Raw genomic sequence first — 23,382 nt, 5'->3', positions numbered from 1 at the left:
CTTTCGGCGAGAGTCGAGGCGCAGGCTTCCTAGCGCGGGAGGCGTAGCGTCAGCGGTTCCGGCGCGCCGTCCGCGGCGCTGTCGAACAGGATCAGCAGGGAGAGGACACGGCCCTGCAGCCCGACAATGGCCAGGGCTTCGGGTTTGCTGTTTCCAGCGGGGGAAAGGGTCTCCAGCGTCGATACCGCGCCGTCGTTCGTGCGCAGATGGATCCGGTAAGCCACGTCCTGGTCCTGGGCAGGGCCGGAGAGGATCAGCAGTCGCCCATCGGGCAGGAAGGCGAGATCGCGAATGCCGGTATCGCGGCCCAGTGGCACGGTGAGAGAGCGCCCGCTTCCTACAATCTGGCGGGAAAAGAGCGCGGTGGCGCTCGTCTCGAACAGATAGGCATGGCCTTCGATGCTGGGCGCGCGCAGGCCGAAGATCATTCTGTCTCCGTCCACGGCCAGCCCTTCGATATTGAGCCCGTTGGCATCGTAGAGCGAGGCGCCGAAATAGGGCGCGAGCGTTTCATCCTGTTGCATCAGCCGGGCGAGCCTGTGGCTTGTGGTCAGGGCGACCGTGCCCGGCACGATCGGGCCTCTAGGTTCGTCCGGCGCGATGCGCGCGACGATAAAGCTGGCCGGGCGGAAATCGTTGCTGTTTCGAGCGCAGCCGTGCGAACCGGTTACATAGAACACGCCGTCGCTATAGGCCGCAGCCTCGCCATCCACTTCGCGGCTTTCAGGATCATATTCATCGCAGATATCGCGCGGCGCGGAACCCAGCGGAGCGCCGCCTTCGCGCAGGCCGAAACGCTGGCCCGCTGCCAGAACGGTGCCGTTGAAACTTGTCCATTGGGCCGAATCTCCCTCATCCTCGATGGCCAGGCAGCGCATGCTGTCGCCGCCGCGCTGCCAGTCGCAGGCAAGACCGCTTACATCTTCGGAAATCGTCCCTTCGGGCCCGAAATGGCCTGAAACGGTGGTTCCGCTGCGCAGTTCGCGCGGTGGTTCCGCTGGTTCGTTGCAGCCAGCCAGCAGCGCGAGCGCGCCGAGCGTCAGGATGCGCATGCGATGCACTGTGTTGCCATGGGGTCGATCTCCAGCCGTTTTTCGGCGATTGCCTCGCCGCAGCTCAGGCACCAGCCGAATTCGCCCTCGTCCAGCCTTTTCAGCGCGGCATCGATCCGCGCGATATCGGACTTTCGGCGGCGCGCCTCGGCATCGGCCATTTGCTGCTGCTGCATCGCATCCATGCGCGAGAGCCGTCCCACGCTTTGCTGGTCCAGCGCGACCGGCTTGCGCCATTCGGCCGCGCCCGCATCCTCGCCTGACAGTTGGGCGCGCAGGGCGATCAGCCTCTCGCGCATATTGTCCGTTTCATCACTCGCTTCTGCCATCGCCCCTGTGTCGGCCTTGGCCTTGCCAAGATCAAGCGCTAGGCGAAGGGCATGGTCAAACGCATCCTCCACTGGGTCGGCTCCGGCTTGCTTTTCGCGCTGATCGCGATCCTGTTGCTGCCGGTGGTCGTCCCGCCCTTTCTCGACCGTATTTATTATCAGGGTCCTGCGGCCGCGAACTTCGATGGCGCGCATTTCGTCAATCCCGACCAGGGCGAAGGCGACTGGGTTGGCGACCCTTCAAGCAGGAGCAATCCGCGGCGCGGCAGTTTCCTGTTGCGGCTTGTTCTGGGCGACGACCGCCCGGTTTGGCCGGAACATGTGACCGTCAATCCGATCGTCCCCGACGAACGGGTCGAGGGAGACCGGATGGTGACGACATGGATCGGCCATGCCTCGGCGCTCATCCAGACCCAGGGCCTCAACATTCTCACCGATCCGATCTGGTCGGACTATGCCTCGCCGGTGCAGGGGATAGGTCCGCGGCGCGTTGCCGCACCGGGAATCCGGTTCGAGGACCTGCCGCCGATCGATCTCGTCGTGATCAGCCACAACCATTACGACCATCTCGATCTGGAAACGCTGAGGCGGCTCTGGGAGCGCGATCGGCCGCTGATCGTGACCAGCCTTGGCAATGACGCGGTGATCGCCCAGGCGGGCGCCGAGGCCGTGACCCGCGATTGGGGCGGGAGCGTGCAGGTGTCGGAAGAGGTGTCTGTCATCGTCACCCGCAACCATCATTGGGGATCGCGCTGGGGCGTCGACCGCAACCGGGCGCTCTGGTCCAGTTTCATCATCGCCACGCCCGGCGGCAATATCTTCTTCGGCGGCGATACGGGCCCGGGCGACATGCGCTGGCCGGAAGAAGCGGCAGCCCATGGCCCGGTGCGGCTAGCCTTCATCCCGATCGGCGCGTTCCGGTTCCAGCGGGGGCAGGACTGGAGCGGCAGCCATATCGGCCCGATGCACGCGATGCAGGTCTGGAACCGGCTGGGCCGACCGGTCTCCATCGGCATCCATTGGGGCACGTTCCGCCTGAGCTGGGAAGGCTATTGGACGCCGGCCCGCATGCTTCACATGCTGCAGGATTGCGCCGGAGTGGAGCACGGCTTTTTCCGCGCCGTCCGCCATGGCCAGCGTTTCGACGTGCCGCCGGTGCGCGGAACGCCGGAGCTGGATGAAGCAGAGGTGGAGCGCTGCGCGGCAACGCCGGAGATCCGGGATCTAGACTAGTTTGTCAGAATGTCCCTAGCAGGAAATCGCCGCGCCGGCCCGCTCCCGCAACATTGCGCAAGCAATGTTCCGACAAATCAGTCTCCCGACCCCACATTGAACGCGCACAATTTGTTCCCGTCGAGATCGCGGAAATAAGCGGCATAGAAGCGCATTTCCTCCGGCTCACGCAGGCCTGGCGCACCCTCGTCGCTTGCTCCAAGCTCCATCGCCTTGGCATGCAACGCATCGACCTCGGCACGGTTTTCAGCCTGTAGCGCGACCATCGCGCCGTTGCCCGGCGTCGCATCTTCGCCGTTGAAAGGCGGCGTGACGCACAGCATCGGCTGGGTCATATCCTTGCCATAGCCGGTAAAGCCTTCGTCCAGCTGCATCACGCGTTTGGCACCAATTACCCCGGCAAGTGCGTCGTAAAAGCCGCGCGCCTTTTCCAGGTCATTGGTGCCGATGGTTGCATATCCGATCATCGTCTTTGCCTTTCGTTGCCGGTTTGTGGATCAGCAATTCTTCCCCGAGTAGAAATAGTGGAATTCCACTTCATAGAGGCTTTGCCCGCCCGCGCTATCCCGTACCGTCAGATTGCCATCGGCCAGGATCTTCGTGTTTCGCTCGGGCGCTACATCGAGCGCGAATGTTACGGTCGCGCCGTCCAGCACGGCGGGGCGGCAGGTGAATTCGGCCAGCATCTTGGAATCGTCGCCGGGTGAAAACTGTTCCATCGAACAATTGTTACGGCCATCGAGATCGAAGAAGGAGATGCCGGGATTGGTGGACTCGATGGCCCCGATACAGCCTCTCGCCGATTCAAGGTCGAGGCTGGCGAACAGGGCCTGTGCGGCCGTGTCGTCCTCGGCGCCGACAGCGGCATGGGCGGTCAGTTCGCGGGTCCAGCTCCCGGCCAGTATCTTGAATTCGGCATCCTCTTCGCCGCCGAGCAGATACCAGCCAGCGGCCAGCGCCGCGATCGCGACGGCAGCGCCGCCGCCCAGCCACGTTGGTCGCCTGCCGAAAGCGCGTTTGCGGCCACCCGGAAGATGGGCCGCCGACCCGTCTGCCACGTCGTCTCCGGCCTGGATCTTGATCGTATCGATTAGGCGCTGGATCGTGGCGTCACGGCGATCCAGCCAGTCGACCCATTGGTAACCGCTCAGCCAATAGGCGAGGCCCTCGGCATCGATATCTTCCAGCCGCACCGGATAGATCATTTTCTTATTGTCGACGGCCAGCGTCAGCTCGCGCCGTACATGATCCGACTGATCGGACTTTGCGCAGAACAGCAGCACGATCATATCGCACTGCCTGACCTCGTCGACGATAGCCTTGTCGAACAATACCCCCGGTTCGATATCGTCGGGTGCCATCCAGCCGGTAATCCCGTTGCGTTCGAGTATCGTCTTCAGATGGCGCGCCGTCTGCTCCTGCGAGCTGTGATGGCTGATAAAGGCAACCGGCCGGGGCGCGTCTTCGGTTTCCGGCGGCTCGTCGCTCATTTACACGGCCTGCACGTCACTCGCAGGGGCCGAGATAGCGCGCATTCTGGTTGGCGACGATACGCAGCTCATTCGATGCGGCGTCGGTCCAGGCATATTCGGCCTCGGTTTCCATATTCTCTTCGGTATAGGTTCCGCGCATCCAGATATTCAGGGTGATGCCGTCCAGACTGGGTGCTTCACACTCCAGCTGCACGCGAAAACGCCCATTCTCCCAGGTCAGGTTGCTCATTGCGCAGTTATTCTCGCGCTCGGGATCGAAAAAATCGTTGCCCGGTGAGCGGGCATCCGCCTCAGTTATGCACTGGATGGCGCTGTTGGATTCGAAATTGGCGAGAAAAGTGTCGAGCTGGGTCTCGCTCATGACGTTGGTATCGGGCCGTTCGAGAATGCGGTCCACGACATAGCTGGTTTGCCAGCGACCGGGCCGTACATTGTCGACGGAATTGCTTGTCAGCGCGTTGACGGCAAGGCCGAGGAGTATGGCGGCAAGCACCGCGACCCCGCCAATGGCGATCCAGCCATTGCGGTTGAGCGGAATTCCGGCGAAGCGGGGCGGCCCGTCCGCTGCCCCACCGTCTCCGCCCATCAAGCCAACCGGCGGAGTATCGCCCGGTGTATCGGCCTCGGCATCCTCAGCGGGAACGGCATGGTCGTCGACATCTTCGTATCCGACCTGCTTTTTTACCGTCTCGATCATTTTCTGGATCGTCGCATCGCGCCGGTCGATCCAGTCGATCCACTGATAATCGTTGAGCCAATAGGCGAGGCCCTTGGCGTCTATATCCTCCAGCCGCACCGGATAGATGAGCTTCTTGTTGTTCTCCGCCATCATCAGCTCGCGCTTCACATGGCGCGACTGATCGGACTTTGCGCAGAACAGCAGGACGATCAGGTCCGAGCGTTCGACCTGCTCTATGATCGCCTGATCGAAGGCGACGCCGGGATCGATATCGTCGGGCGCCATCCAGCCGGTGACGCCATTGCGTTCAAGCACCGTTTTGAGATGGCGGGCGGTTTTCTCCTGCGAGCTGTGATGGCTGATAAAGGCAACGGGCCTGCGGCCTGGTGCTGCTTCATCATTATCCTGCGCCATCATCGCCCCCCATCTGTAGCCGCTGCGTCGGCCCTCACCCTAGTGATGAAGCGGCGCGCTATCAACGGCGCGCCGCTTCATGACTTGCAGTCCACTAGTCGGCGTCCGCCGCGCAGTCCGGTCCCACAAAGCGGCCAGTGACCTGTCCGGCCATGCTCATCGGTCCGGCCGGGCCGGACTCCATGTTCATGTTCATCGTCATGTCATAGCTGGTCGGCGTATAGCTGCCTTCCATCCGCATACTCGTTGCGCCGGGCATGCCCTGCGTCTGGCAGGAGCCGGCAATCAGGATATTGCCGCCCGACATGGTGAAATCGGTATAGGTGCAGTCGTCATTGTCGTCGCCGAACATATTGGCTTCCGGGTTGGCGGCTTCCTCCGGCGTGATGCATGACGTGCTGGTGTGTGCGGTGCCCATCTGCTGCTGCATCATCGCGCGCGCTTCTTCGGGCATCTGCGGCATATCAAATTCGGTAAGCTGGACGGTCGATTCCCACTGGCCGGGGGTAATGCTGATGCCGGCGCTCTCCACCTCAGCCTGCGCTTCTTCGCTGGAGATTTCGCCGTCGCCATCGGTGTCGGTATCGCCGCCCGAGGAGCAGGCGCCAAGCAGCGCAATCGGTGCGGCAAAGGCAAACAGGGTTCTCAAATGGGATTTCGTCATTTCATGTCCTCTCATCGGCGCGGTGTTGCTTGTGCCCCCGTGATAGGCGGGCTGGATTGCAGCATCAATGCCGCGCGCTGCTGCAAAAGAAAAGCGTCGCCGCGATCCCGGGGACCGTGACGACGCCGGTTGCTCGCATTTACGCGGTTATTCTTCCTCGTCGGTGGCGGCTGCGTCAGATTCAGGCTCAGCCTCAGGCTCAGCCGTGCATTCGCCGGTGCGCTCGGCGCTCAGCGTGCTCGACATGCTCATTTCCGATGGACCGCCTTCGACATTCACCGAAAGCTCCGCCTGCATCGTCGTGGCGGTGTAGGTGCCCTGTACCGAGAGGTTCGCTATGCCCTGGCCTTCCGGGCCCTGGCAGGTTGCATTCACGTTGATGACGCCGTCTTCAAAGGCGGAGTCGCCGAAATCGCAATCGTCACCCATCTCGCTGTTTGCGAACATGCCCTCGACAGGATTTTCGACATCTTCTTCGGTGAGGCAGTTGATGTTGGGGGGCTGTTCATTGGCCCGCTCGCGCATCTGGTTGACCATTTCCTCCGGCATGCCGGCCAGCGTGATTTCGTCTATCTGGCTCGTCATCGTCCATTCGCCGGCCTGAAGGTCGTCGCTGCCGCTGGCGCCGCCACCCGAACATGCGCCAAGCAGCGCAAGCGGCGCTGCCGCCATCAAAAATCTCTTCATGTTGAATTACCTCTTGGTATCGAAAAACTGGGGATAGTACCGACCCTTGGCGCGAACACTGGCGAAGGCGGGGATAAGACGCAAGCACTATCCGTAGCGGCAAGCGCCGCTTTCCAATGGCAGGAGAGGTGCCGGATGCGGCGCGCACCCCGTTGCGAAACCATCTGCGCGCGGCCATATCCTCATCCATGGCAATTGCGATCCGAACCGGCCTTGAAGAACCCGAAACCGATGGCGGCTTCGTGCCGCATCGCCCGGCCCGCCCGGAAAAGGCGGAGGGCGGAAAGCGTTTCGAGCTCGTTTCCGACTATGAACCCTCCGGCGACCAGCCGACCGCCATCAAGGAGCTGGTCGAAACGGCGCAGTCCGGCGAGAAGGACCAGGTGCTGCTTGGCGTCACCGGATCGGGCAAGACCTTCACCATGGCCAAGGTGATCGAGGCGCTGCAGCGGCCGGGGCTGGTGCTCGCGCCGAACAAGATTCTTGCGGCCCAGCTGTACGGCGAATTCAAGCAGTTCTTCCCGAACAATGCGGTCGAATATTTCGTTTCCTATTACGACTATTACCAGCCCGAGGCTTATGTCGCGCGCTCCGACACCTATATCGAGAAAGAAAGTTCGGTGAACGAGGCGATCGACCGGATGCGCCATTCGGCGACGCGCGCGCTGCTGGAGCGCGACGATGTCCTGATCGTCGCCTCGGTTTCCTGCCTGTACGGCATCGGCTCTGTCGAAACCTATTCGGCGATGACCTTCGACATCAAAAAGGGCCAAAGCGTCGACCAGCGGGATATCATCCGCAAGCTCGTCTCGCTCCAGTATAAGCGCAACGACGCCGCCTTTGCGCGCGGCAATTTCCGGGTGCGCGGCGACAATCTCGAAATCTTCCCCTCGCATTACGAGGATATGGCCTGGCGCATCTCGATGTTCGGCGACGATATCGAGGAGATTGTCGAATTCGATCCGCTGACCGGCAAGAAGGGCACGGCGCTCGACAAGGTCCGGGTGTTTGCCAACTCCCATTACGTAACGCCCGGCCCGACGATGAAGCAGGCCATGGGCGCGATCCGGCGCGAACTCGAAGTCCGCCTGAAGGAGCTGCAGGAGGCGGGCATGCTCTTGGAAGCCCAGCGGCTGGAGCAGCGCACGAATTTCGACCTCGAGATGATCGCCGCAACAGGCAGCTGCGCGGGCATCGAGAATTATTCGCGCTTCCTCACTGGCCGCCTCCCCGGCGAGCCGCCGCCAACGCTGTTCGAGTATCTGCCGGACAATGCGCTGCTCTTCGTCGATGAAAGCCATCAGACGATCCCGCAGGTCGGCGCGATGTCCAAGGGCGATCACCGCCGCAAGCTGACCCTGGCCGAATATGGGTTCCGCCTTCCCAGCTGCATCGACAACCGGCCGCTGCGCTTCAACGAATGGGATGCGATGCGCCCGCAGACCGTCTGCGTTTCGGCGACGCCGGGCTCCTGGGAGATGGAACAGACGAGCGGCGTGTTCGCCGAGCAGGTGATCCGCCCGACCGGCCTCATCGATCCGCCGGTTCTCATCCGCCCGGTGGAAGAGCAGGTCGACGATTGCATCGCCGAATGCCGCGAAACCGCGAAGAAAGGCTATCGCACGCTCGTCACCACACTCACCAAGCGGATGGCCGAGGATCTGACCGAGTTCATGCATGAGGCGGGGCTGAAGGTTCGCTATATGCATTCGGACGTGGAGACACTGGAGCGGATCGAGCTGATCCGCGATCTGCGCCTCGGCGTTTATGATGTGCTGGTGGGCATCAACCTGCTGCGCGAAGGCCTCGACATTCCCGAATGCGGGCTGGTGTGCATATTGGACGCGGACAAGGAAGGCTTTCTCCGCTCCGAAACCTCGCTGATCCAGACGATCGGCCGCGCCGCGCGCAACGTGGAAGGCCGGGTGATCCTCTATGCCGACCGGATAACCGGATCGATGGAGCGCGCCATTGCCGAAACCGACCGGCGGCGCGAGAAGCAGCGCGAATATAATCTCGAACACGGTATCACGCCGACGACGATCAAGAGCAATATTGCCGATATCGTCGCGCACACGGCATCGAAGGACAGCGTCACCGTCTCCACCGGCGATGAGGAGGTCAACAATCTCGTCGGCCATAACCTGCGCGCCTATATCGAGGATCTCGAAAAACGCATGCGCGCCGCCGCCGGCGACTTGGAGTTCGAAGAAGCCGGCCGCCTGCGCGACCAGATCCGCAAACTGGAAGCCGACGAACTCGGCATCCCGTCAGACGACCAGATCGCTGCCCCCAAGGGCCGCGCGACGGAGGGCCGGCCCGGCACCCGCAAGATGGGCTATGGCAAGACCGTGCGGAAGATGGGGTAGGACACCAGCACGCTTTCCTTGATATTCGCGCCCTCCCGCCCCATTGATGGGGAATGACATTTCCGGGAGACTCCCCTTGCGTTCACTAGCTTATATTCTCCTTCCAGCAGTAGCATTGTCCGCCTGTGCGCGGACCGAAACGCCGGAAGAAGCGCGCGCCGCGGCGGTAGAGGCGCAGGCCGAATATGCGCGGCTGGCGGCCGAAGCGCGTGCCGGGGTCGATGAGGAGGAGGTGCTTTCCGGTACCTCGCCCGGCCAGATCGACACCAGCGGTTCGGGCAGCCTCACGCCGGGCAGCTGGAGCGTCGCTACCGTCGATGGCGAACGCATGGCCCGGTTCGGCGAAGAGGGTGAAGCCCCGATCGTCTCGATCGCCTGCGAAACCGGCGGCGGGGTAGATGTCCGGCTGATCGGCATGGTGCCGCAGGGCGGATCCGGCACGGTGTTTATCAATACGCCCGAAGGCGGGTCGACATTCATCGCGTCCGAAGGCGTTGGCGATGTTGCCGAGGCCTATATTTCCGTTCCGGCGGCGGACCCCTTTATCGGTCGGCTGATCAGCGGCAGCGGGCCCTATGCGATCCGCATGGGCGGCGATCAGCAGCTTACCATTCCGGCCGATGACGTGCTTACCAGCGTCGTCAGTTCCTGTGACCGCCGCGACACGCCGGTAGCGACAACCGATCTCGGTGCCGCCGCCGTTGCGGAGAATGCCGGGGAGGCAGAGGAGTGAGCCGCCGCGCGGCGCTTTACGGAGCGCTTGTCGCCACCAGCGCTGTCGTTGCGCTGGGAGCCTGTTCGGCCCAGACGCCTGCTGCATCGGGCGCCGCGACCGGGAGTGCCAGCGAAACAGACTGGCGCGATATCCCGCTTGCGCCCGGAACCTGGGTCTATCGCGAGGATGAGCGCGGCTCGCTCGCGCTTTATGGCGAACCGGAAAGCGAAGCGCTGTTCCTGGTCCGATGCAACCGGGCGGACCGGCGCATCTTTTTCTCGCTGGAGGGCAGCCTTGAAGCGGCCGGCACCATGGCGTTTCAGGCCAGTCACGGCGAGGCCAGCTACGCCGCACAGAACAGTTCGGGCGCGCAGCCCTATATCGTCGCCGCAACCAGCGGGACGGACAGCTATCTTGATGCCATCGCCTTCAGCCGCGGCCGGATTGTGGTGACGGTGACCGGCCAGAGCGTCGTCGCCCTTCCCAACTGGCCGCAAATGACGCGGGTTTTCGAGGATTGTCGCGGCTAACGGCCGGACGCGGTGCGGCGCGTTGCCGCATGTTTGTAACATTTCCATGCCATGCGCCACGGCCTGGCCCCGATCGGGCCCGACCGGAGGGAATGACGATGAGATTTCGTTCAGCAATTATACTTGGCGCGGCCGCCGCCCTTGGTGCCTGTTCCGGCGCCGGCGATGAGGCAGGCAGCGGCGAGCCCGATGCGCTGACGCTGACCCCGGGGGCCTGGACGGCCAGTGCCGAACAGGCAAGCTATGCCGATGACGGGGGCGTTTTGCTCGCCTCGTTCCACTGCGACGCGGAAACGGCCGAGCTTGTGCTCGAAATGCCAGGCGGTTTTGCCGATGGCGCGCGGCCGGCCATTCTGATGCGCGCCGGTGATTTCATGCACGGGGTCGATCCGGTGGAAATGCGTGGCACCGCCGAGGGGACGGTCCGGCTCGCCCGCGCTCCGGTCGGCGGGCCGCTCATGGGTGCGGTCCGCGCTTTTCCCGTACCGTTGACGATCGAGGCCGATGGCGCACCGCCGGTGATGATCGAGACCGATTCCGTGTTGCAGGAGTTTTTCGAAAGCTGTGCTGCGGCGTCCAGTACCGGAGACTCTGCGGAGCCCGCCCAATAGAAGCGCCGCAAACAGCGTTCGCGGCGAGCCAATGAAGATCGCCCAAATAAAATTGAAAAACAAGGCTTGATCCACGAGTCGCAATGATTCATTCCTGTACATGAGTTCAACAATGCGAAAGGAGGTGATCCGATGTCTCATGGTTCAGTAAAGAGGTCGGTTCAGTCGTTTCGGAGGATGCGGGGCTAAGCCCCGCCTGAGTTCTCCGGCCGGCACTCCGGCCGCTGACCATGTTCAGGGCTGCCAGGCACGATGTGCCTGGCAGCCTTTTTCATATGTGGGCGGATTGCGGAATGCTTGTTGGGCATTCCATTTGTCAGAATTTCCCTGGCAGGAAATCGCGGCACCGGCCCGCTCCCCCTCCCGGCCTCCCATAGAATACACTGAGTGGGAGGCCGGGAGGGGGAGCGGGCCGGTGCGGCGCCTGAGGCGAAGCCGAAGGTCTGACAGACAGATCCCGGTGCGGCGATTTCCTGCCAGGGAAATTCTGACAAATTTTGCCCTGACAAACTAAGCCTGCGCTCTAATCACTCGTAGCGCACGAGCCCGATCCGTTCCCGCATGAACCAGCGCGATACCATGAGGACGGCTGCTGCTGCGAGACCGGCGGCAAGCCCGATCCAGATACCCAGCCCCGCCAGGCCGCCGGGAAAACCGAGCCATACCGCCAGGCCAAGCCCGACCACCCAATAGCCGATCGCGGCGAACAGCATCGGCACGCGGGTATCCTGCAGGCCGCGCAATACCCCCGCGCCGACCGCCTGGGCTCCGTCGACGAGCTGGAACAGCGCGGCGATTATCAGGAAGGAAACGGCGAGCCGGAAGACCGGCGCGCTTTCCGGTTCGGCCCGGTCGACGAACAGCCCGACAAGCTCATTGGGAAATGCCACCATCCCGGCCGAAAGCAGAAGTGCCGCGCCGCAGCCCAGCCACAGCGCAACGCTGCCAGCCCGTGCAACACCGGCCCTGTCCTGCCGGCCGTGCCATATCCCGACCCGCACGGTTGCCGCCTGGCTGAGACCGAGCGGGATCATGAAGGCGAGGCTGGCGACCTGGATCGCGATCGCATGGGCGGCCAGCGAATCCCGGTCGATCAGGCCCATCAGGAATACTGCGGCGTTGAAGACCGTCACCTCGAGCGCCAGCGTTACCGCAATTGGCAGACCAAGGCCGAGAATGCCGAAAAAGCGAGGCCAGTCGCTCTGCCAGAAGCGTCCGAGCAGCCGATAGCGCCTGAAAGAGGGCACCATGATCACGACAAGGATCATGCCGAACATCAGCACGAAATTGGCCACAAGGCTGGCAATCGCCGCGCCGGTCAGGCCGAGCTCGGGAAAGCCGAACAGGCCGAAGACGAGGATCCAGTCCGCCAGCGCGTTGAACCCCACGCCGATCACCGTAACGATAACCCCCCAGATCGGCCGTTCCAGCGCCGACACATAATGGCGGAGCACGCAGAAGATCAGGAAGGGGAAAAGCCCCCACATCATCACGCGCACATAGCCTGCCGCTGCCACCGATAGGGCGGGATCCTGCCCGAACAGCAGCATCACCCATTCGGTGTTCCACAATGTTGCCCAGACCGGCAGGCAGACGGCCAGCGAAGCCCAGCAGGCCTGTCGTACCGTGCGCCGGACATCGCGAACTGAATGCGGTTTGCGCCCGCGCTCGGCGGCGATCAGCGGTGAGGCGGCCATCACCAGTCCCATGGCGAATACCGCGAAAGCGAAGAACAGGTTTACTCCGAGCGCCGACGCGGCGAGCGCATCGACATCGTAGCGGCCGAGGATCAGGACGTCTGTGGTATTGATCGCGGCTTGCGCGAAATTCCCGATTATTAGCGGGAGGGCGAGGGCAAGGGTGGCGCGAATCTCCGCGCGCATGGGCGTCCGATGGCCATCAAGGGCAGAAGCGTTTGCCATTTATCGGACACAGCTAAGGCGACTCGTGCAGTTCATAGTGGCGGCGTGTGTAGCGAGCTTACGTGACCCTGCGAAGCGCTTTGTTGCAACCGGATCACAGGCTTTCGCCCGAACGTATCTTTTAGGCCACAAAATGGGCGCGAACCTGTTCCACGCGCGTGGCTACCGGGCCGGCAGGGACGGAAACCAGCCGATAGCCCAATTCCGCATAGGCCTGCGCATGGAGCCGACCGAAAGCACGCGCTTCCTCGAGATCGATCCGCCGAGCTGCGGTTTTCTCGATGAAATCGAGGCTGTCCACGATAAAAACGGAAGGTTCGAAGAGGCGTTGCGTTGCGATCCGGTCGAGCAAGCGCTCCAATATGGGCGGGACCGGAACGCCCAGATGCCGGGCAAGCGCCAGCGTGCAGATCGGTGACCGGTCGTGGCACTGGATCCAGCCGGTTGCCGCCGCGATCCGCTGTTTCTGCAATTGCGCTATCTTTGCGACAAAGCCCGCTGCGGTCCAGGGCTCGGCGACACCGGCGGCCTGTTCGCGCGCGATGATATCGGTGGCCGCCTCGGCGACTGTTTTGCAATCCTGCCCTGCGAGCTGGCGAACGATCGTGGTTTTGCCTGCGCCGGGGGCGCCGGTCAGTATGAAACGCTGCATGATGATACCCGAAAAGGGATGGAACCGGGTTTGCGGCTAATAGGCGCGGGCTACCGCGAACTGGACAGCCTCGGTGAGGGCGGACTTGGCCTGGCCATTGGCGAAGGGCCCGAGCGCGTCGATGGCGCGCTGCCCATAATGGCGGGCGCGGGTCATGGTGTCGGCAATGGTGTTGTGATGGATGAGCAAGTCCTTGGCATGGGCCAGATCTTCATCGCTTACCCGGCGGCCTTCAATGGCGTCGCGCCAGAATTGCTTTTCCTCGTCGGTGCCGCGAGCAATGGCCAGGATCACGGGGAGCGTTACCTTGCCATCGCGGAAATCGTCGCCGACATCCTTGCCCATCGTCTCGCCGTCGGAAACATAGTCGATCGCATCGTCGACCAGCTGGAAAGCAATTCCGAGATTGCGGCCATAGGCATCGAGCGCCTTTTCCACATCCTCGTCGCGTTCGGCCACAACCGCGGCGATGCGGCAGGCTGCGGCGAACAGCGCCGCCGTCTTGGCACCGATGATATCGAGATAGCGGTCTTCGCCGGTATCGATCCGGCGCTGGGCAGTGAGCTGGTTGACCTCGCCTTCGGCAATCACCGCCGAGGCGTTGGAAAGGATTTTGAGCACCTTGAGCGAGCCATCCTCGACCATCAGCTCGAACGACCGGCTGAACAGGAAATCGCCGACCAGAACGCTGGCCGGATTGCCCCAGATAACATTGGCGGTTTTCTTGCCGCGCCGCTGATCCGAAATGTCGACGACATCGTCGTGCAGAAGCGTCGCCGTATGGATGAACTCGACACAGGCGGCGAGCTTGTGATGCCGGTCGCCCGGATAATCGAGCAGCTTGGCGCAGGCCAGCGTCAGCATGGGCCGCATGCGTTTGCCGCCGCCGGCGATCAGGTGCCCGGCCAGTTCCGGAATGAGCGGCACATCGGAACGCATCCGGTCGAGGATGACCGTATTGACCTTGTTGAGGTCGGTCGAAACCAGAGACATTACGGGGTCCAACGAGGGCGGCGATGTGTCGCCGCGGATCGGAGTTACAGTCGCGCTCATATCGGGCGGCGGTTTGGGCGGATTCGCCCGGAAAAGCAAGGGGCAGGCGGTGCGGCGATTTGCCCGTCGAGCGACTCTCTGCCCGGCAGATCGCCGCCGCCTGTGCCTAGCCCTTGAAGCTCACCGGCATCTCGGTGATCGCATGGACGAAATTGTTCGGGGCGCACACCATCTCGCCATCCATCACCATATCGGGAAAGCGGGCGAGCAGCTGCCGATAGGCGCTTTCCAGCTGCATCAGCGCGATCTGCCGGCCCAGGCACACATGGGTGCCGAAACCGAAGGCGAGATTGCGGTCCGCATTCTTGCGTTCGATGTCGAAAGCATGGGGGTTTTCGAACATGGCCGGATCGCGGTTGGCGGCGCCGTAATACATGACGACCTTCTCGCCCTCGGACAGAGGCTGCCCGCCAACCTCGGTGTCCTCCATTACGATGCGTTTCATGTGGATGACCGGCGAGACGAGCCGGATGGCCTCCTGGATCGCATTGGGCAGCAGGTTCGGATTGTCGAGCAGCTTGGCCTTTTGGTCCGGATTCTCGGTCAGCAGCTTCATCATGCCGCTCATCGAATTGCGGGTTGTGTCATTGCCGGCGATGAAGATGAGCTGCCATGCGCCTTTCAGATACATGTCGGGCTGCGGTCCGCCATCGACAACGGCATTGGCGATGGCCGACATCAGGTCGTCGCGCGGGGTTTTCTGGCGATCTTCGATCTGGGCCGTACCATAGGCGAAGAATTCGGCAATCCGGTCTTCCCAGCCATTATAGGCCTCAAGCAGTTCCGGCGTGGGGGCGAGCAGCCCTTCGCGTACGCTGCCAAAATAGCTCGCCATCTCCAGATCGGTCATCCACTGGACAAGCTTGGGCCGGTCGGCCTGGTCGACGCCGAGCAGTTCGGCGAGCGTAAAGAGCGGAAGCTGCGCGGCGAACTCATCGACGAAATTACAATGCGGCGCCTTGGTCGCGAGTTCGTCGAGCATTTCGCCGACCTTTGCGTCCACCTTCTCTTTCAGCTGCGCGATATAGCTGGGCGTGAAAAAGGGCATGTGCTGGCGGCGCAGCTCGACATGGGGTTCGCCATCAAGGGCGATCATATTGTCGAGCGCCCCGGGGGAAAGCAGCGGGTGCATATTGTCCGGATCGCCCAGCGCGATATTTACGCCGGCTTTCTGGCTGGAGAAGATTTCCGGTTTCTTGGAGATGGTTTTGACATCGGAATAGCGCGAAACCGCCCAGTAACCGGGCTCGGCTTCCTGCGGTTCCTCCTGCCAGTAAACGGGCGCTTCGGCGAGCAGCCGCTTATAGCCTTCGATGGGATGCCCGGTGCGAAACACGTCAAGGCTGGTGAGGTTGACGATCTCGTCAGTCGGGTAAACCGGTGTGTTACGCGGTCCCTTCCAGCCGGCTCTCCGATATTTGAGATGGTTGAGTTCGAGCATCAGGCGTTCTCCTTACTGACACCTGTGATAGCAACGGTTTACGTAAACGTTAAGGGAATTGTTGGCGTGGTTTGCCGGGCTTGCTCTGCCCGGTGATCTCGGCTCGCGGCCGTCAGTTCGTTTCCGGCGAATAATAGGGCCGGTCCCCCTTTATAGTCGCGCGTTCCATGGCCCGCCGGGCAGGGAAATAGTCGGACGCCGCAAAATGCTGGCAGGCGCGATTGTCCCAAAAGGCGATCGATCCGGGTGCCCAGCGAAAGCGGCACTGAATTTCCGGATTGGCGGCCTGGGCGTACAGATGGCGCAGCAGATCGGCGCTTTCCTGATCCGAAAGCCCCTTGATATGGCTGGTGAAGGCTCCGTTGACATAAAGGCCCGGCAAGCCTGTTTCAGGGTGCGTGCGCACCACCGGATGTTCCATCGGCGGATATTTTGCGTGCAGCTCCTCGGGCGGTTTGCCGAGTCGCTTGGCAAACACCCGCGCGATATCATGCACCGCCGTCAGCCCGGAAACGAAACCGCGCATTTCTTCGCTGAGGCCCATATAGGCGGCGTGCATATTGGCGAACAGTGTATCGCCGCCCACTTCGGGGATTTCGATCGCGCGCAGGATCGATCCAAGCGATGGCTCGGCGCGCCAGGTCACGTCCGAATGCCACATATTCTCCTGGCCCCGGCTGTCGGGGCCATGTTCGATGCGCAGGATTTCCGGGTGATCCTGATCTTTGGGCGTGGCCGGATGGATTTCCAGCTCGCCGAACATCTGCGCAAAGGCCAGATGCTGCTCGCGCTTAATATCCTGATCGCGAAAGAAGATGACCTTGTGATCGAGCAGCGCCTGCCGGATCGCCGGGATCGCGTCGGCGATATCGGGCGCGCCGAGATCGATATCGCGCAGCTCGGCGCCGATGGAGGGCGTGAGCGGATGCACGGAAAAGGGCGCATCCTGTGCGGCCCTGATTTCGGTGGCGGGGTCCCGGTCGGCCATAGTGTCTCTCCTCTTCTTTTTCCGGGCAGACTGTACCTAAAGGCCCGCCGGCGCAAGCGGCGGGAACCATTGGGTCCGTTGCGCGCTTATATCCCGTCAGGCGCGCGATGCCGCGTCGTTTTTGAGTCTGGAGTAGAATAATGAAAAGCTTTGCGATTCTGGCCGCCGCACTCGTTTTTTCCGCCACGGCTGGCTGCAACACCATCCAGGGCATTGGCGAAGATGTCGAATCCGTCGGCGAAACCGTCGCACGGGAAGCGCAATAGATTTCCGGTCTGCCCCGCCGCTGTCGCGGCGGGGCAATCCCATTTGCCCCCGTGCCGATGACGGCGTATCGATCCGCTATTCGGATCAATTCGGGGGACATTTCATGCGCACATCACTTATCGCCCTTGCGGCAACCTTCCTGCTTTCTGCGCCCGCCGTCGCGCAATCGGATATCGCGGCCGATGTCGAGGCCGATTACAGCGCCTTTCTCGAAGAATTGTTCCTCGATTTTCATCGCAATCCCGAGCTCAGCTATATGGAAACCCGCACTGCCGGGATCATTGCTGCGCAGCTCCGTGAAGCCGGCGCGGAAGTGACGGAAGGCGTCGGCGGCACGGGTGTCGTCGGCGTGATGCGCAATGGCGAGGGGCCGACGGTGCTGGTCCGCGCGGATATGGACGGCCTGCCGCTAGTCGAAGCCTCGGGCCTCGACTATGCATCGACCGCTCGCCAGACCGGTATCGACGGCGTCGAATCCAACGTCATGCATGCCTGCGGCCATGATGTGCACATCACGAGTCTTATCGGCGCTGCGCGGCAGCTCGCCGCCCGGCGCCACAGCTGGAACGGCACGATCCTGTTCGTCGCCCAGCCGGCCGAAGAACGGATAGGCGGCGCGCGCGCGATGATGGAAGACGGCCTGTACAGCCGCTTCCCCAAACCCGAATATGCCCTGGCCTTTCACGTTTCTTCGGGCCAACCGACCGGTACGATCGCCATGCAGCCGGGCCTTGTCGCTTCCTCCTCAGACAGCGTCGATATCACGATCCACGGCGTGGGCGCGCACGGCGCCTATCCCCATGCCGGGATCGATCCGATCGTGATGGGCGCGGAAATCATCATGGCGCTGCAGACGCTGGTCAGCCGGACGGTATCGCCGCTCGATCCCGCCGTGGTCACGGTCGGCGCGTTCCAGGGCGGCATCAAGCACAACATCATCTCCGACCGCGCCACCATGCAGCTTACGGTCCGATCGAACGATCAGGCGGTGCGGGAGACGTTGCTGGAAGGCATTGCGCGGATCGCGGAAAATGTGGGGCGGATGAACGGTATGCCCGAAGACCGGCTGCCCGAAGTGGAAGTGTCGACCGAGTCGACGCCGCCGACGATCAACGATGCCGATCTCGCGGACCGGTTGCGCGGCGTGTTTGTCGGTTCGCTGGGCGAGGCAGTCGTGCTTCCGCCGACTGAACAGACGGGCATGGGGGCGGAGGACTTTGCCTATTTTGTACAGCCCGATACCGGCGTGCGCGGCGCCTATTTCAGTGTCGGCGGCACACCGCAGGCAGCCTTCGACGCCGCCGAAGCTGGTGGCCTGCCTGTGCCCTCCCATCACAGCCCGCTTTTCCGCGTTGATCCGGAACCCTCCGTTCGGCTGGGTACGGAAGCGATGGTCATCGCGGTGCTGGATTTGCTCGCGCCAATGTCCGGCGAGTCCGACGACTAGGTCGAGTTTTTGTCAGACTCAACCTAACGGTTGAGCGCGGCAGATTTTTTATCAGAATTTCCTTGGCAGGAAATCGCCGCACCGGCCCACTCCCCCTCCCGGCCTCCCACGAGTGTATCCTGATTGGGAGGCTGGGAGGGGGAGTGGGCCGGTGCGGCGACGTTGCACAAGCAACGTTCTGATAAACTAAAAAGGGGCCGGAAATCTCCGACCCCTTTTCGAGCGTGCGATATCTTGCGCCGCGTCAGAACCGCATGCGGGCGCTGGCGAACATGCGGAACGGATCGCCGTAGAAAGCCGTCAGCGTGCCTTCGCGGCCGAGCGTCGGGGTGAAGCCGCCGGCGCCGTTGGGGGCAACGAAATTATAGCCCGAGACGATATAGCGGTGATCGGTGATGTTCTTGGCGTGCAGGCCAAGCTGCCAGTGATCGTCATCCGAGGTCCATACGAGGCTCGCATCCCAGAGCGCATAGCCGGGCTGGTCCAGCGGGCTCTGCACTTCGAACTGGCTCGTCTCGCTGCGATAGCTGAGCGTCGTCAGGAAGTTCAGGTCCCCGCCAAATGCCGGGATCGAATAGTTGGCCGTGCCGGACAAGGTCCATTCGGGCGTATTCTGGAATACCCTCTGGCCCGCCACATCGACACCGAAGGCATCGATGAACTCGTCATATTCGGCGTTGATATAGCCGATTGCCCAGTTGAAGCCGAACCGGTCACCCGAGGCGACGAGATCGCGGCCTAGCCGGGCCTGACCTTCGAATTCCACACCCCAGATCGTGGCTGCGCCGGCGTTCGATGTGATGCCGATAAAAGTGTCGTTGGTGCCATCGCCATCGGTATCGAAACCGGCAGAACCGGGGATCTGGATATCGGAATAATCGGCGTAGAAGGCGGCGAGCGCGACGGTGACTGCGCCGTCGGCCAGCGCCCCATGATAGCCGATTTCATAGCTGTCGACGATTTCGGGGTCGAAGCTCATGAATTCGTAGATATCCGCCGCATCGATATCGCCATCGCCATCTAGATCGGGCGCTGCCGTTGTCTGGCCGCGCGGATCGAACCCGCCGCCCTTGAAGCCGCGGCTGTAAGACGCGTAGATATTGTGGTCGGGCGTCGGGCGATAGGAAATCGATGCGCGCGGCGTGAACTCCTCGAAGGTCGCGCCATCGTCGAAATCCGATGTCGTTGCGATAAGCAGCGGATTGGCACCGCCGAAATCGGTCGACGGGCCGAACAGGAAGGTCTGCCGCAATACGCGCGAATCTCGCCGGTCATGCGTGTACCGGCCGCCGACCGATACGCTCCACTGATCGGTAATGTCGAAGGTGAAATCGCCGAACACAGACCAGGTTTCGGTCGCCACATCGCCAAAGGTTTTCGCGGTCAGGCCCGGCAATGTCGGGGCCAGCGTGTCGAGGATGACATCGAAATTGGTCGTGGCGTTGGCATCGAGATAATAGAAGCCGAGCAGGCCTGCCAGGCGTCCATCGTCATAAACGATCTGGAATTCCTCGGAAAACTGGTCGTTGGCATAAAGCGCGGGCACGTCGAGGTCGGCGGCCGGAAGGCTGTCGAAATCGATCGGCGTCGAGCTTTCGTCATCGCGATAGGCAAGGATATTGCGCAGCCGGATCGTTTCGCTGACCTGGATTTCGGCGGTCATCGAGACACCCCAGGCTTCCACCCGCTGGCCCGGATTCTGGAGACCGGCGCGCGTATCGAATTCATTGTCGAGAACCGGTGCGCCGGAGAGCAGACCCGGGATCAGGCGCGAGCCCTGGCGCGGGTTGCTGCGGTCATCGGTATAATCGCCGGTGAACCGCACGAAGATGTCACTGTTCGGCGCATATTCGATCGTACCGCGCGCGGCCGCCACATCCTTGTTGTAATTCTCGATTCCGAGATTGAGGTTCTCGCCAAATCCGTTGCGCGTCAGCAGCGCGCCCGCCGCGCCGACATAGAAACCGCTATTGCCGACGGGCAGCGCGACCGATGCGACCCCGTCAAACTGGCCATAGGTGCCTGCGTTGAACCGCACTTCGCCGGTCGGGCTGTCTTCCAGTCGCCGGGTGATGAACTTCACCGCGCCGCCAATCGTGTTGCGACCGTACAGCGTACCTTGCGGCCCGCGCAAAACCTCGATGCGCTCGACATTGAAAACATCGAGCACCGCACCCTGCGGGCGGTTGAAGTAAACGTCATCGACATACAGGCCGACGCCGTTTTCAAATCCGGCAACGGGATCCTGCTGGCCGACGCCGCGAATGAAGGTGGTGAGCGTGGTGTTCGTGCCGCGCGATACTTCGAACGTTACATTCGGAACGCTTTCGGCAATTTCGGTAATGTCCAGTGTACCCGACTGATCGAGATCGTCTCCGCTGAACGTACTGATCGAAAGCGGAACCTCGATCAGCGTCTCGTCGCGGCGGCGCGCGCTGACAACGATCGGGGCGTTTCCGCTGGCGGTTTCGGCGTCCGTTCCGGTCTGTGCCTGGGCTGTGCCCGGCAGTGCGAAGGCGAGCGGTGCGAGGGCGATGCCGCCAAGATAGCGGACCGCGCGGCGGCTGGGGCTGCGATTGGACATGATAGTCTCCCTGTAGATGTTTTTTTCGTTGATGATCATTGGCTGTTGTTTTCGAGAAAGGCGCGAACGTCGGTGGCGGTCTGGGCCGGGATTTCTTCCTGCGGCGCATGGCCGACGCCGGGATAGGTGATGAGCCGTGCGCCGGGGATCGCCGCGGCGATCCGCGCGGCGTGGTCGAGCGGAACGATGCGGTCTGCCTCGCCCCACAGGATCAGGGTCGGCGCGGTAATTCGCCCAAGATCTTCGGTCGGTTCCGGCAGGACGAACTCTTCGAGATGGCCGATAAAGGCTTCGCCATTGCCCGGCTGGGCCATCATCTGCTGGATCTGTTCGACCCGGCCTTCGGGAAGGCGCGAGAGGTCGGCATAGATTTGCGCGGCCGAGGCCTGGACGCCGGCGAGCGGCGCGGCGAGTAGATAGCCCCGCATCATATCGGGCACGGGCACAGGGTTTTCGGTAACCCCGTAGATCGAATAGGCGCCGCTATCGACGAGAACCAGGCGCTCGACCCGTTCGGGATGCGCCGCGGCAAAGCGCCAGGCGACCAGTCCGCCAAAACTGTTTCCGCCTAAAGTCGCGCGTTCGATGCCCAGCGCATCGAGCAGGCGGCCCAGAACTTCGACCCGCTCATCCGGCGCATAGCGGGCGAGCGGATCGGGGCCGGTCATGCCGTGGCCGAGCAGGTCGTAACGGACAATGCGATAGTCTTCGCTAAGGCGCGCCGCCCAGCCGTCCCAGCTTTCAAGGCTCATCGTGAAGCCGTGCAACAGGACGATCACCGGCGCGTCGACCGGGCCTTCTTCGCTGACCCGGATCCGGGCACCGTCAATATCTATGGTGCTGAGGGTCGGCGCGGAATCCGGTGTCGTCGCAGCAGGCGCAGGTGCCGGTGTTTCGGGTGCACAGCCGTGCAGCGCGAATGCGCCAATGGCCGCCAAAACGGCAAATTTTGAAAATTTACTTTTCACTACACCCGGCCCTTTTGCGCTGGCTATTGCTGCCAGCTTCTCTTTCCGTCCTAGACACGGCAAGCCCGTCTGGTCGATGACGCCTTCGATCAATTTGAAAGGGACAATTTCGCTCAGAAGGGCTGCCCGGCCCGCTTTCAGGATAGGCGCCTATCACCCCGATACTGGCGGGGCGACTGACCCGTCCAATCGCGAAATGCACGTGCGAAACTGCGTCCATCGCTGAAACCCAGATCTTCGGCTATCTCGGCAACCGGCTGGCCATTGTCGATCCGGAGCTTCGCCTCGCTGGCTAGCGTAGCCGCGCGAATCTCGCGGAATCGGGTCCCGCGTTCTTCCAGCCGGCGGCGTAGCGACGCGACACTCATGCCGAGATGGCGAGCCACACTCTGCTGGTTCCCCAGGCCGTCCCTCAAGGCCTGGGCCGTACGCTCTACAATATCGCCGCCTGCTGCATCCGCATGACCCAGCTGATCGAGTGTTCGTGCGATACCGCCATAGATTGTCCGCGAGCTGAGCACCGGGCAAGCTGCTGGATCAACCGGCCAGTCGGCGATTGCCGCGTCATAGTGAAGCTCGAAATGCCGGGCGCCGTGTACGATAGGTACGCCCCAATCGGCCAGCGGGCTGGGTACGCCCCCTTTTTTCCGACGCGTGCGGAGGCTGCGGACGGGGAGGGGCGCGTCTGCGGTGCTGCTCGATCGCAGCAGCACATGAACATAGACGAGCAGGGCTTCGAGCGAGAAAAGTATGAACGGATCGTCCTTGGGAATCGCATAGGGAAATTCGCTGTCGTCCATGACGAAGCACAGCTCTTCGCGTGCCTGTGTCACCTTGTTGTAGCGCCCGCCATGAATCACATTGTAGCTTGCGGCGAGGATATCCAGCATGTCGCGAGCCGTTTTGGCGCTGCGGAGCCGGTCGCGGATAAAATCGGATGTGCCCAGCATCAGCGGGCGCGCCGAAACATGAATCGTTTCATCGCCGATGGCGAGCGCGATCTGCTCGCTCAACCGGAAATAATCGCCAAGGCTAATCTGCCCTTCATGGTCCGGGTCGAGCAGATTGCCCGGAAGGTGCGCGGCGTTGAGCACGGCCTGTCGGTCGAGCGCCGCTTCTTCGATGATCGCGTCGAGCGGACGCAGCGTGGCCGCCGCCACGCTCACACCGCCCAGACCCTGCGCCTCGATCATCATGCGCCGTGCTATAGGCAAAGCCACGGGCCGTGTCTCGTTACGGCAAAAAAGGCCTGCCCGCGCATGGCAAAGAAAAAGCCGGCGCGGC

General features: G+C 62.5%; 22 protein-coding genes. 7 read left to right on the top strand and 15 right to left on the bottom strand.

Going from position 1 to position 23,382, the window contains the following annotated elements:
- Positions 1–29 precede the first annotated feature (29 nt).
- Positions 30–1,052: a DUF3616 domain-containing protein gene (locus DFR46_RS09655; protein WP_116236255.1), complete on the bottom strand. Its 1,023-nt coding sequence runs from the start codon at positions 1,050–1,052 to the stop codon at positions 30–32.
- Positions 1,040–1,453 (bottom strand): TraR/DksA family transcriptional regulator, encoded by a 414-nt coding sequence (locus DFR46_RS09650; protein ID WP_245953794.1) that lies wholly within the window; start codon positions 1,451–1,453, stop codon positions 1,040–1,042. The genes DFR46_RS09655 and DFR46_RS09650 overlap by 13 nt, the downstream gene beginning before the upstream one ends.
- On the opposite strand from DFR46_RS09650, the gene DFR46_RS09645 reads away from it, so the two are divergent.
- Entirely contained in the window at positions 1,433–2,614 is a 1,182-nt protein-coding gene (locus DFR46_RS09645; protein WP_116236254.1) for an MBL fold metallo-hydrolase, read from the top strand. The two genes, DFR46_RS09650 and DFR46_RS09645, sit on opposite strands and share 21 nt — an antisense overlap.
- A gap of 77 nt (positions 2,615–2,691) precedes the next feature.
- Here DFR46_RS09645 and DFR46_RS09640 read toward each other — a convergent pair whose 3' ends face one another.
- The 5 genes from DFR46_RS09640 to DFR46_RS09620 form a co-directional block, all read right to left on the bottom strand.
- Positions 2,692–3,081: a VOC family protein gene (locus DFR46_RS09640; RefSeq protein WP_116236253.1), complete on the bottom strand. Its 390-nt coding sequence runs from the start codon at positions 3,079–3,081 to the stop codon at positions 2,692–2,694.
- A gap of 30 nt (positions 3,082–3,111) precedes the next feature.
- Complete coding sequence (locus DFR46_RS09635; RefSeq protein WP_116236252.1) at positions 3,112–4,104, bottom strand: toll/interleukin-1 receptor domain-containing protein; 993 nt, start codon at positions 4,102–4,104, stop codon at positions 3,112–3,114.
- Between the two features lie 16 nt (positions 4,105–4,120).
- Positions 4,121–5,200, bottom strand: coding sequence for a TIR domain-containing protein (locus DFR46_RS09630; RefSeq protein WP_211306414.1), 1,080 nt, complete (start codon positions 5,198–5,200; stop codon positions 4,121–4,123).
- Positions 5,201–5,294: 94 nt separating this feature from the next.
- The gene (locus DFR46_RS09625) at positions 5,295–5,864 is read right to left on the bottom strand and encodes a DUF3617 domain-containing protein (RefSeq protein ID WP_162843455.1); all 570 of its coding nucleotides are present in this window, start codon (positions 5,862–5,864) and stop codon (positions 5,295–5,297) included.
- A 147-nt stretch (positions 5,865–6,011) separates the two neighbouring features.
- On the bottom strand, positions 6,012–6,551 hold the full coding sequence (locus DFR46_RS09620; protein WP_116236249.1) for a DUF3617 domain-containing protein: 540 nt from the start codon (positions 6,549–6,551) through the stop codon (positions 6,012–6,014).
- Positions 6,552–6,739: 188 nt separating this feature from the next.
- Here DFR46_RS09620 and uvrB point away from each other — a divergent pair, with 188 nt between their 5' ends.
- From uvrB to DFR46_RS09600, 4 genes are all read left to right on the top strand, one after another.
- Positions 6,740–8,920: an excinuclease ABC subunit UvrB gene (uvrB, locus tag DFR46_RS09615; RefSeq protein WP_116237261.1), complete on the top strand. Its 2,181-nt coding sequence runs from the start codon at positions 6,740–6,742 to the stop codon at positions 8,918–8,920.
- 76 nt (positions 8,921–8,996) lie between these two features.
- Positions 8,997–9,653, top strand: a complete 657-nt coding sequence (locus DFR46_RS09610) for a hypothetical protein (RefSeq protein WP_147297660.1) — start codon at positions 8,997–8,999, stop codon at positions 9,651–9,653.
- Positions 9,650–10,165, top strand: a complete 516-nt coding sequence (locus DFR46_RS09605; RefSeq protein ID WP_116236247.1) for a hypothetical protein — start codon at positions 9,650–9,652, stop codon at positions 10,163–10,165. Before DFR46_RS09610 ends, DFR46_RS09605 begins: the two co-directional genes overlap by 4 nt.
- A gap of 98 nt (positions 10,166–10,263) precedes the next feature.
- Positions 10,264–10,776 carry a hypothetical protein gene (locus DFR46_RS09600; protein WP_116236246.1) on the top strand — a complete coding sequence of 171 codons (513 nt, stop codon included), beginning with the start codon at positions 10,264–10,266 and terminating at the stop codon, positions 10,774–10,776.
- 527 nt (positions 10,777–11,303) lie between these two features.
- Here DFR46_RS09600 and DFR46_RS09595 read toward each other — a convergent pair.
- The 5 genes from DFR46_RS09595 to DFR46_RS09575 all read right to left on the bottom strand — a co-directional run bounded on the left by DFR46_RS09595 (position 11,304) and on the right by DFR46_RS09575 (position 16,832).
- Positions 11,304–12,659: an MATE family efflux transporter gene (locus DFR46_RS09595; RefSeq protein ID WP_245953792.1), complete on the bottom strand. Its 1,356-nt coding sequence runs from the start codon at positions 12,657–12,659 to the stop codon at positions 11,304–11,306.
- A gap of 160 nt (positions 12,660–12,819) precedes the next feature.
- Complete coding sequence (locus DFR46_RS09590) at positions 12,820–13,350, bottom strand: AAA family ATPase (protein ID WP_116236244.1); 531 nt, start codon at positions 13,348–13,350, stop codon at positions 12,820–12,822.
- Positions 13,351–13,386: 36 nt separating this feature from the next.
- Complete coding sequence (locus DFR46_RS09585; RefSeq protein ID WP_116237260.1) at positions 13,387–14,403, bottom strand: polyprenyl synthetase family protein; 1,017 nt, start codon at positions 14,401–14,403, stop codon at positions 13,387–13,389.
- 106 nt (positions 14,404–14,509) lie between these two features.
- A complete protein-coding gene (locus DFR46_RS09580) occupies positions 14,510–15,844 on the bottom strand; it encodes a cytochrome P450 (RefSeq protein WP_116236243.1) in 1,335 nt (444 codons plus the stop codon).
- A gap of 112 nt (positions 15,845–15,956) precedes the next feature.
- Positions 15,957–16,832, bottom strand: a complete 876-nt coding sequence (locus DFR46_RS09575; protein ID WP_116236242.1) for a TauD/TfdA dioxygenase family protein — start codon at positions 16,830–16,832, stop codon at positions 15,957–15,959.
- A 140-nt stretch (positions 16,833–16,972) separates the two neighbouring features.
- On the opposite strand from DFR46_RS09575, the gene DFR46_RS09570 reads away from it, so the two are divergent.
- Together DFR46_RS09570 and DFR46_RS09565 are read left to right on the top strand one after the other, a co-directional pair.
- Positions 16,973–17,098 (top strand): entericidin A/B family lipoprotein, encoded by a 126-nt coding sequence (locus DFR46_RS09570; RefSeq protein ID WP_116236241.1) that lies wholly within the window; start codon positions 16,973–16,975, stop codon positions 17,096–17,098.
- Positions 17,099–17,202: 104 nt separating this feature from the next.
- Positions 17,203–18,546, top strand: coding sequence for an amidohydrolase (locus DFR46_RS09565; RefSeq protein ID WP_116236240.1), 1,344 nt, complete (start codon positions 17,203–17,205; stop codon positions 18,544–18,546).
- Between the two features lie 244 nt (positions 18,547–18,790).
- Here the strand turns inward: DFR46_RS09565 and DFR46_RS09560 are convergent, their stop codons facing one another.
- The 3 genes from DFR46_RS09560 to DFR46_RS09550 form a co-directional block, all read right to left on the bottom strand.
- Entirely contained in the window at positions 18,791–21,130 is a 2,340-nt protein-coding gene (locus DFR46_RS09560) for a TonB-dependent receptor (RefSeq protein ID WP_116237259.1), read from the bottom strand.
- Positions 21,131–21,165: 35 nt separating this feature from the next.
- Positions 21,166–22,098, bottom strand: a complete 933-nt coding sequence (locus DFR46_RS09555; protein ID WP_116236239.1) for an alpha/beta fold hydrolase — start codon at positions 22,096–22,098, stop codon at positions 21,166–21,168.
- A gap of 137 nt (positions 22,099–22,235) precedes the next feature.
- On the bottom strand, positions 22,236–23,318 hold the full coding sequence (locus DFR46_RS09550; RefSeq protein WP_211306413.1) for a helix-turn-helix transcriptional regulator: 1,083 nt from the start codon (positions 23,316–23,318) through the stop codon (positions 22,236–22,238).
- Between the last annotated feature and the right edge of the window lie 64 nt (positions 23,319–23,382).

It is taken from the genome of Parasphingopyxis lamellibrachiae, assembly GCF_003385775.1.
GTDB classification, from domain to species: Bacteria; Pseudomonadota; Alphaproteobacteria; order Sphingomonadales; family Sphingomonadaceae; genus Parasphingopyxis; species Parasphingopyxis lamellibrachiae.
This window is presented reverse-complemented; position numbering and strand designations above follow the sequence as displayed.

Bases quoted from the DNA above. Each gene is read 5' to 3' on its own strand.
- DFR46_RS09625 (WP_162843455.1), bottom strand. From the start codon at position 5,864: ATGACGAAATCCCATTTGAGAACCCTGTTTGCCTTTGCCGCACCGATT.
- DFR46_RS09640 (WP_116236253.1), bottom strand. From the start codon at position 3,081: ATGATCGGATATGCAACCATCGGCACCAATGACCTGGAAAAGGCGCGC.
- DFR46_RS09570 (WP_116236241.1), top strand. From the start codon at position 16,973: ATGAAAAGCTTTGCGATTCTGGCCGCCGCACTCGTTTTTTCCGCCACG.
- DFR46_RS09655 (WP_116236255.1), bottom strand. From the start codon at position 1,052: ATGCGCATCCTGACGCTCGGCGCGCTCGCGCTGCTGGCTGGCTGCAAC.
- DFR46_RS09575 (WP_116236242.1), bottom strand. From the start codon at position 16,832: ATGGCCGACCGGGACCCCGCCACCGAAATCAGGGCCGCACAGGATGCG.
- DFR46_RS09560 (WP_116237259.1), bottom strand. From the start codon at position 21,130: ATGTCCAATCGCAGCCCCAGCCGCCGCGCGGTCCGCTATCTTGGCGGC.
- DFR46_RS09620 (WP_116236249.1), bottom strand. From the start codon at position 6,551: ATGAAGAGATTTTTGATGGCGGCAGCGCCGCTTGCGCTGCTTGGCGCA.
- DFR46_RS09600 (WP_116236246.1), top strand. From the start codon at position 10,264: ATGAGATTTCGTTCAGCAATTATACTTGGCGCGGCCGCCGCCCTTGGT.
- DFR46_RS09595 (WP_245953792.1), bottom strand. From the start codon at position 12,659: ATGCGCGCGGAGATTCGCGCCACCCTTGCCCTCGCCCTCCCGCTAATA.
- DFR46_RS09565 (WP_116236240.1), top strand. From the start codon at position 17,203: ATGCGCACATCACTTATCGCCCTTGCGGCAACCTTCCTGCTTTCTGCG.
- uvrB (WP_116237261.1), top strand. From the start codon at position 6,740: ATGGCAATTGCGATCCGAACCGGCCTTGAAGAACCCGAAACCGATGGC.
- DFR46_RS09645 (WP_116236254.1), top strand. From the start codon at position 1,433: ATGGTCAAACGCATCCTCCACTGGGTCGGCTCCGGCTTGCTTTTCGCG.
- DFR46_RS09590 (WP_116236244.1), bottom strand. From the start codon at position 13,350: ATGCAGCGTTTCATACTGACCGGCGCCCCCGGCGCAGGCAAAACCACG.
- DFR46_RS09630 (WP_211306414.1), bottom strand. From the start codon at position 5,200: ATGGCGCAGGATAATGATGAAGCAGCACCAGGCCGCAGGCCCGTTGCC.
- DFR46_RS09580 (WP_116236243.1), bottom strand. From the start codon at position 15,844: ATGCTCGAACTCAACCATCTCAAATATCGGAGAGCCGGCTGGAAGGGA.
- DFR46_RS09635 (WP_116236252.1), bottom strand. From the start codon at position 4,104: ATGAGCGACGAGCCGCCGGAAACCGAAGACGCGCCCCGGCCGGTTGCC.
- DFR46_RS09585 (WP_116237260.1), bottom strand. From the start codon at position 14,403: ATGAGCGCGACTGTAACTCCGATCCGCGGCGACACATCGCCGCCCTCG.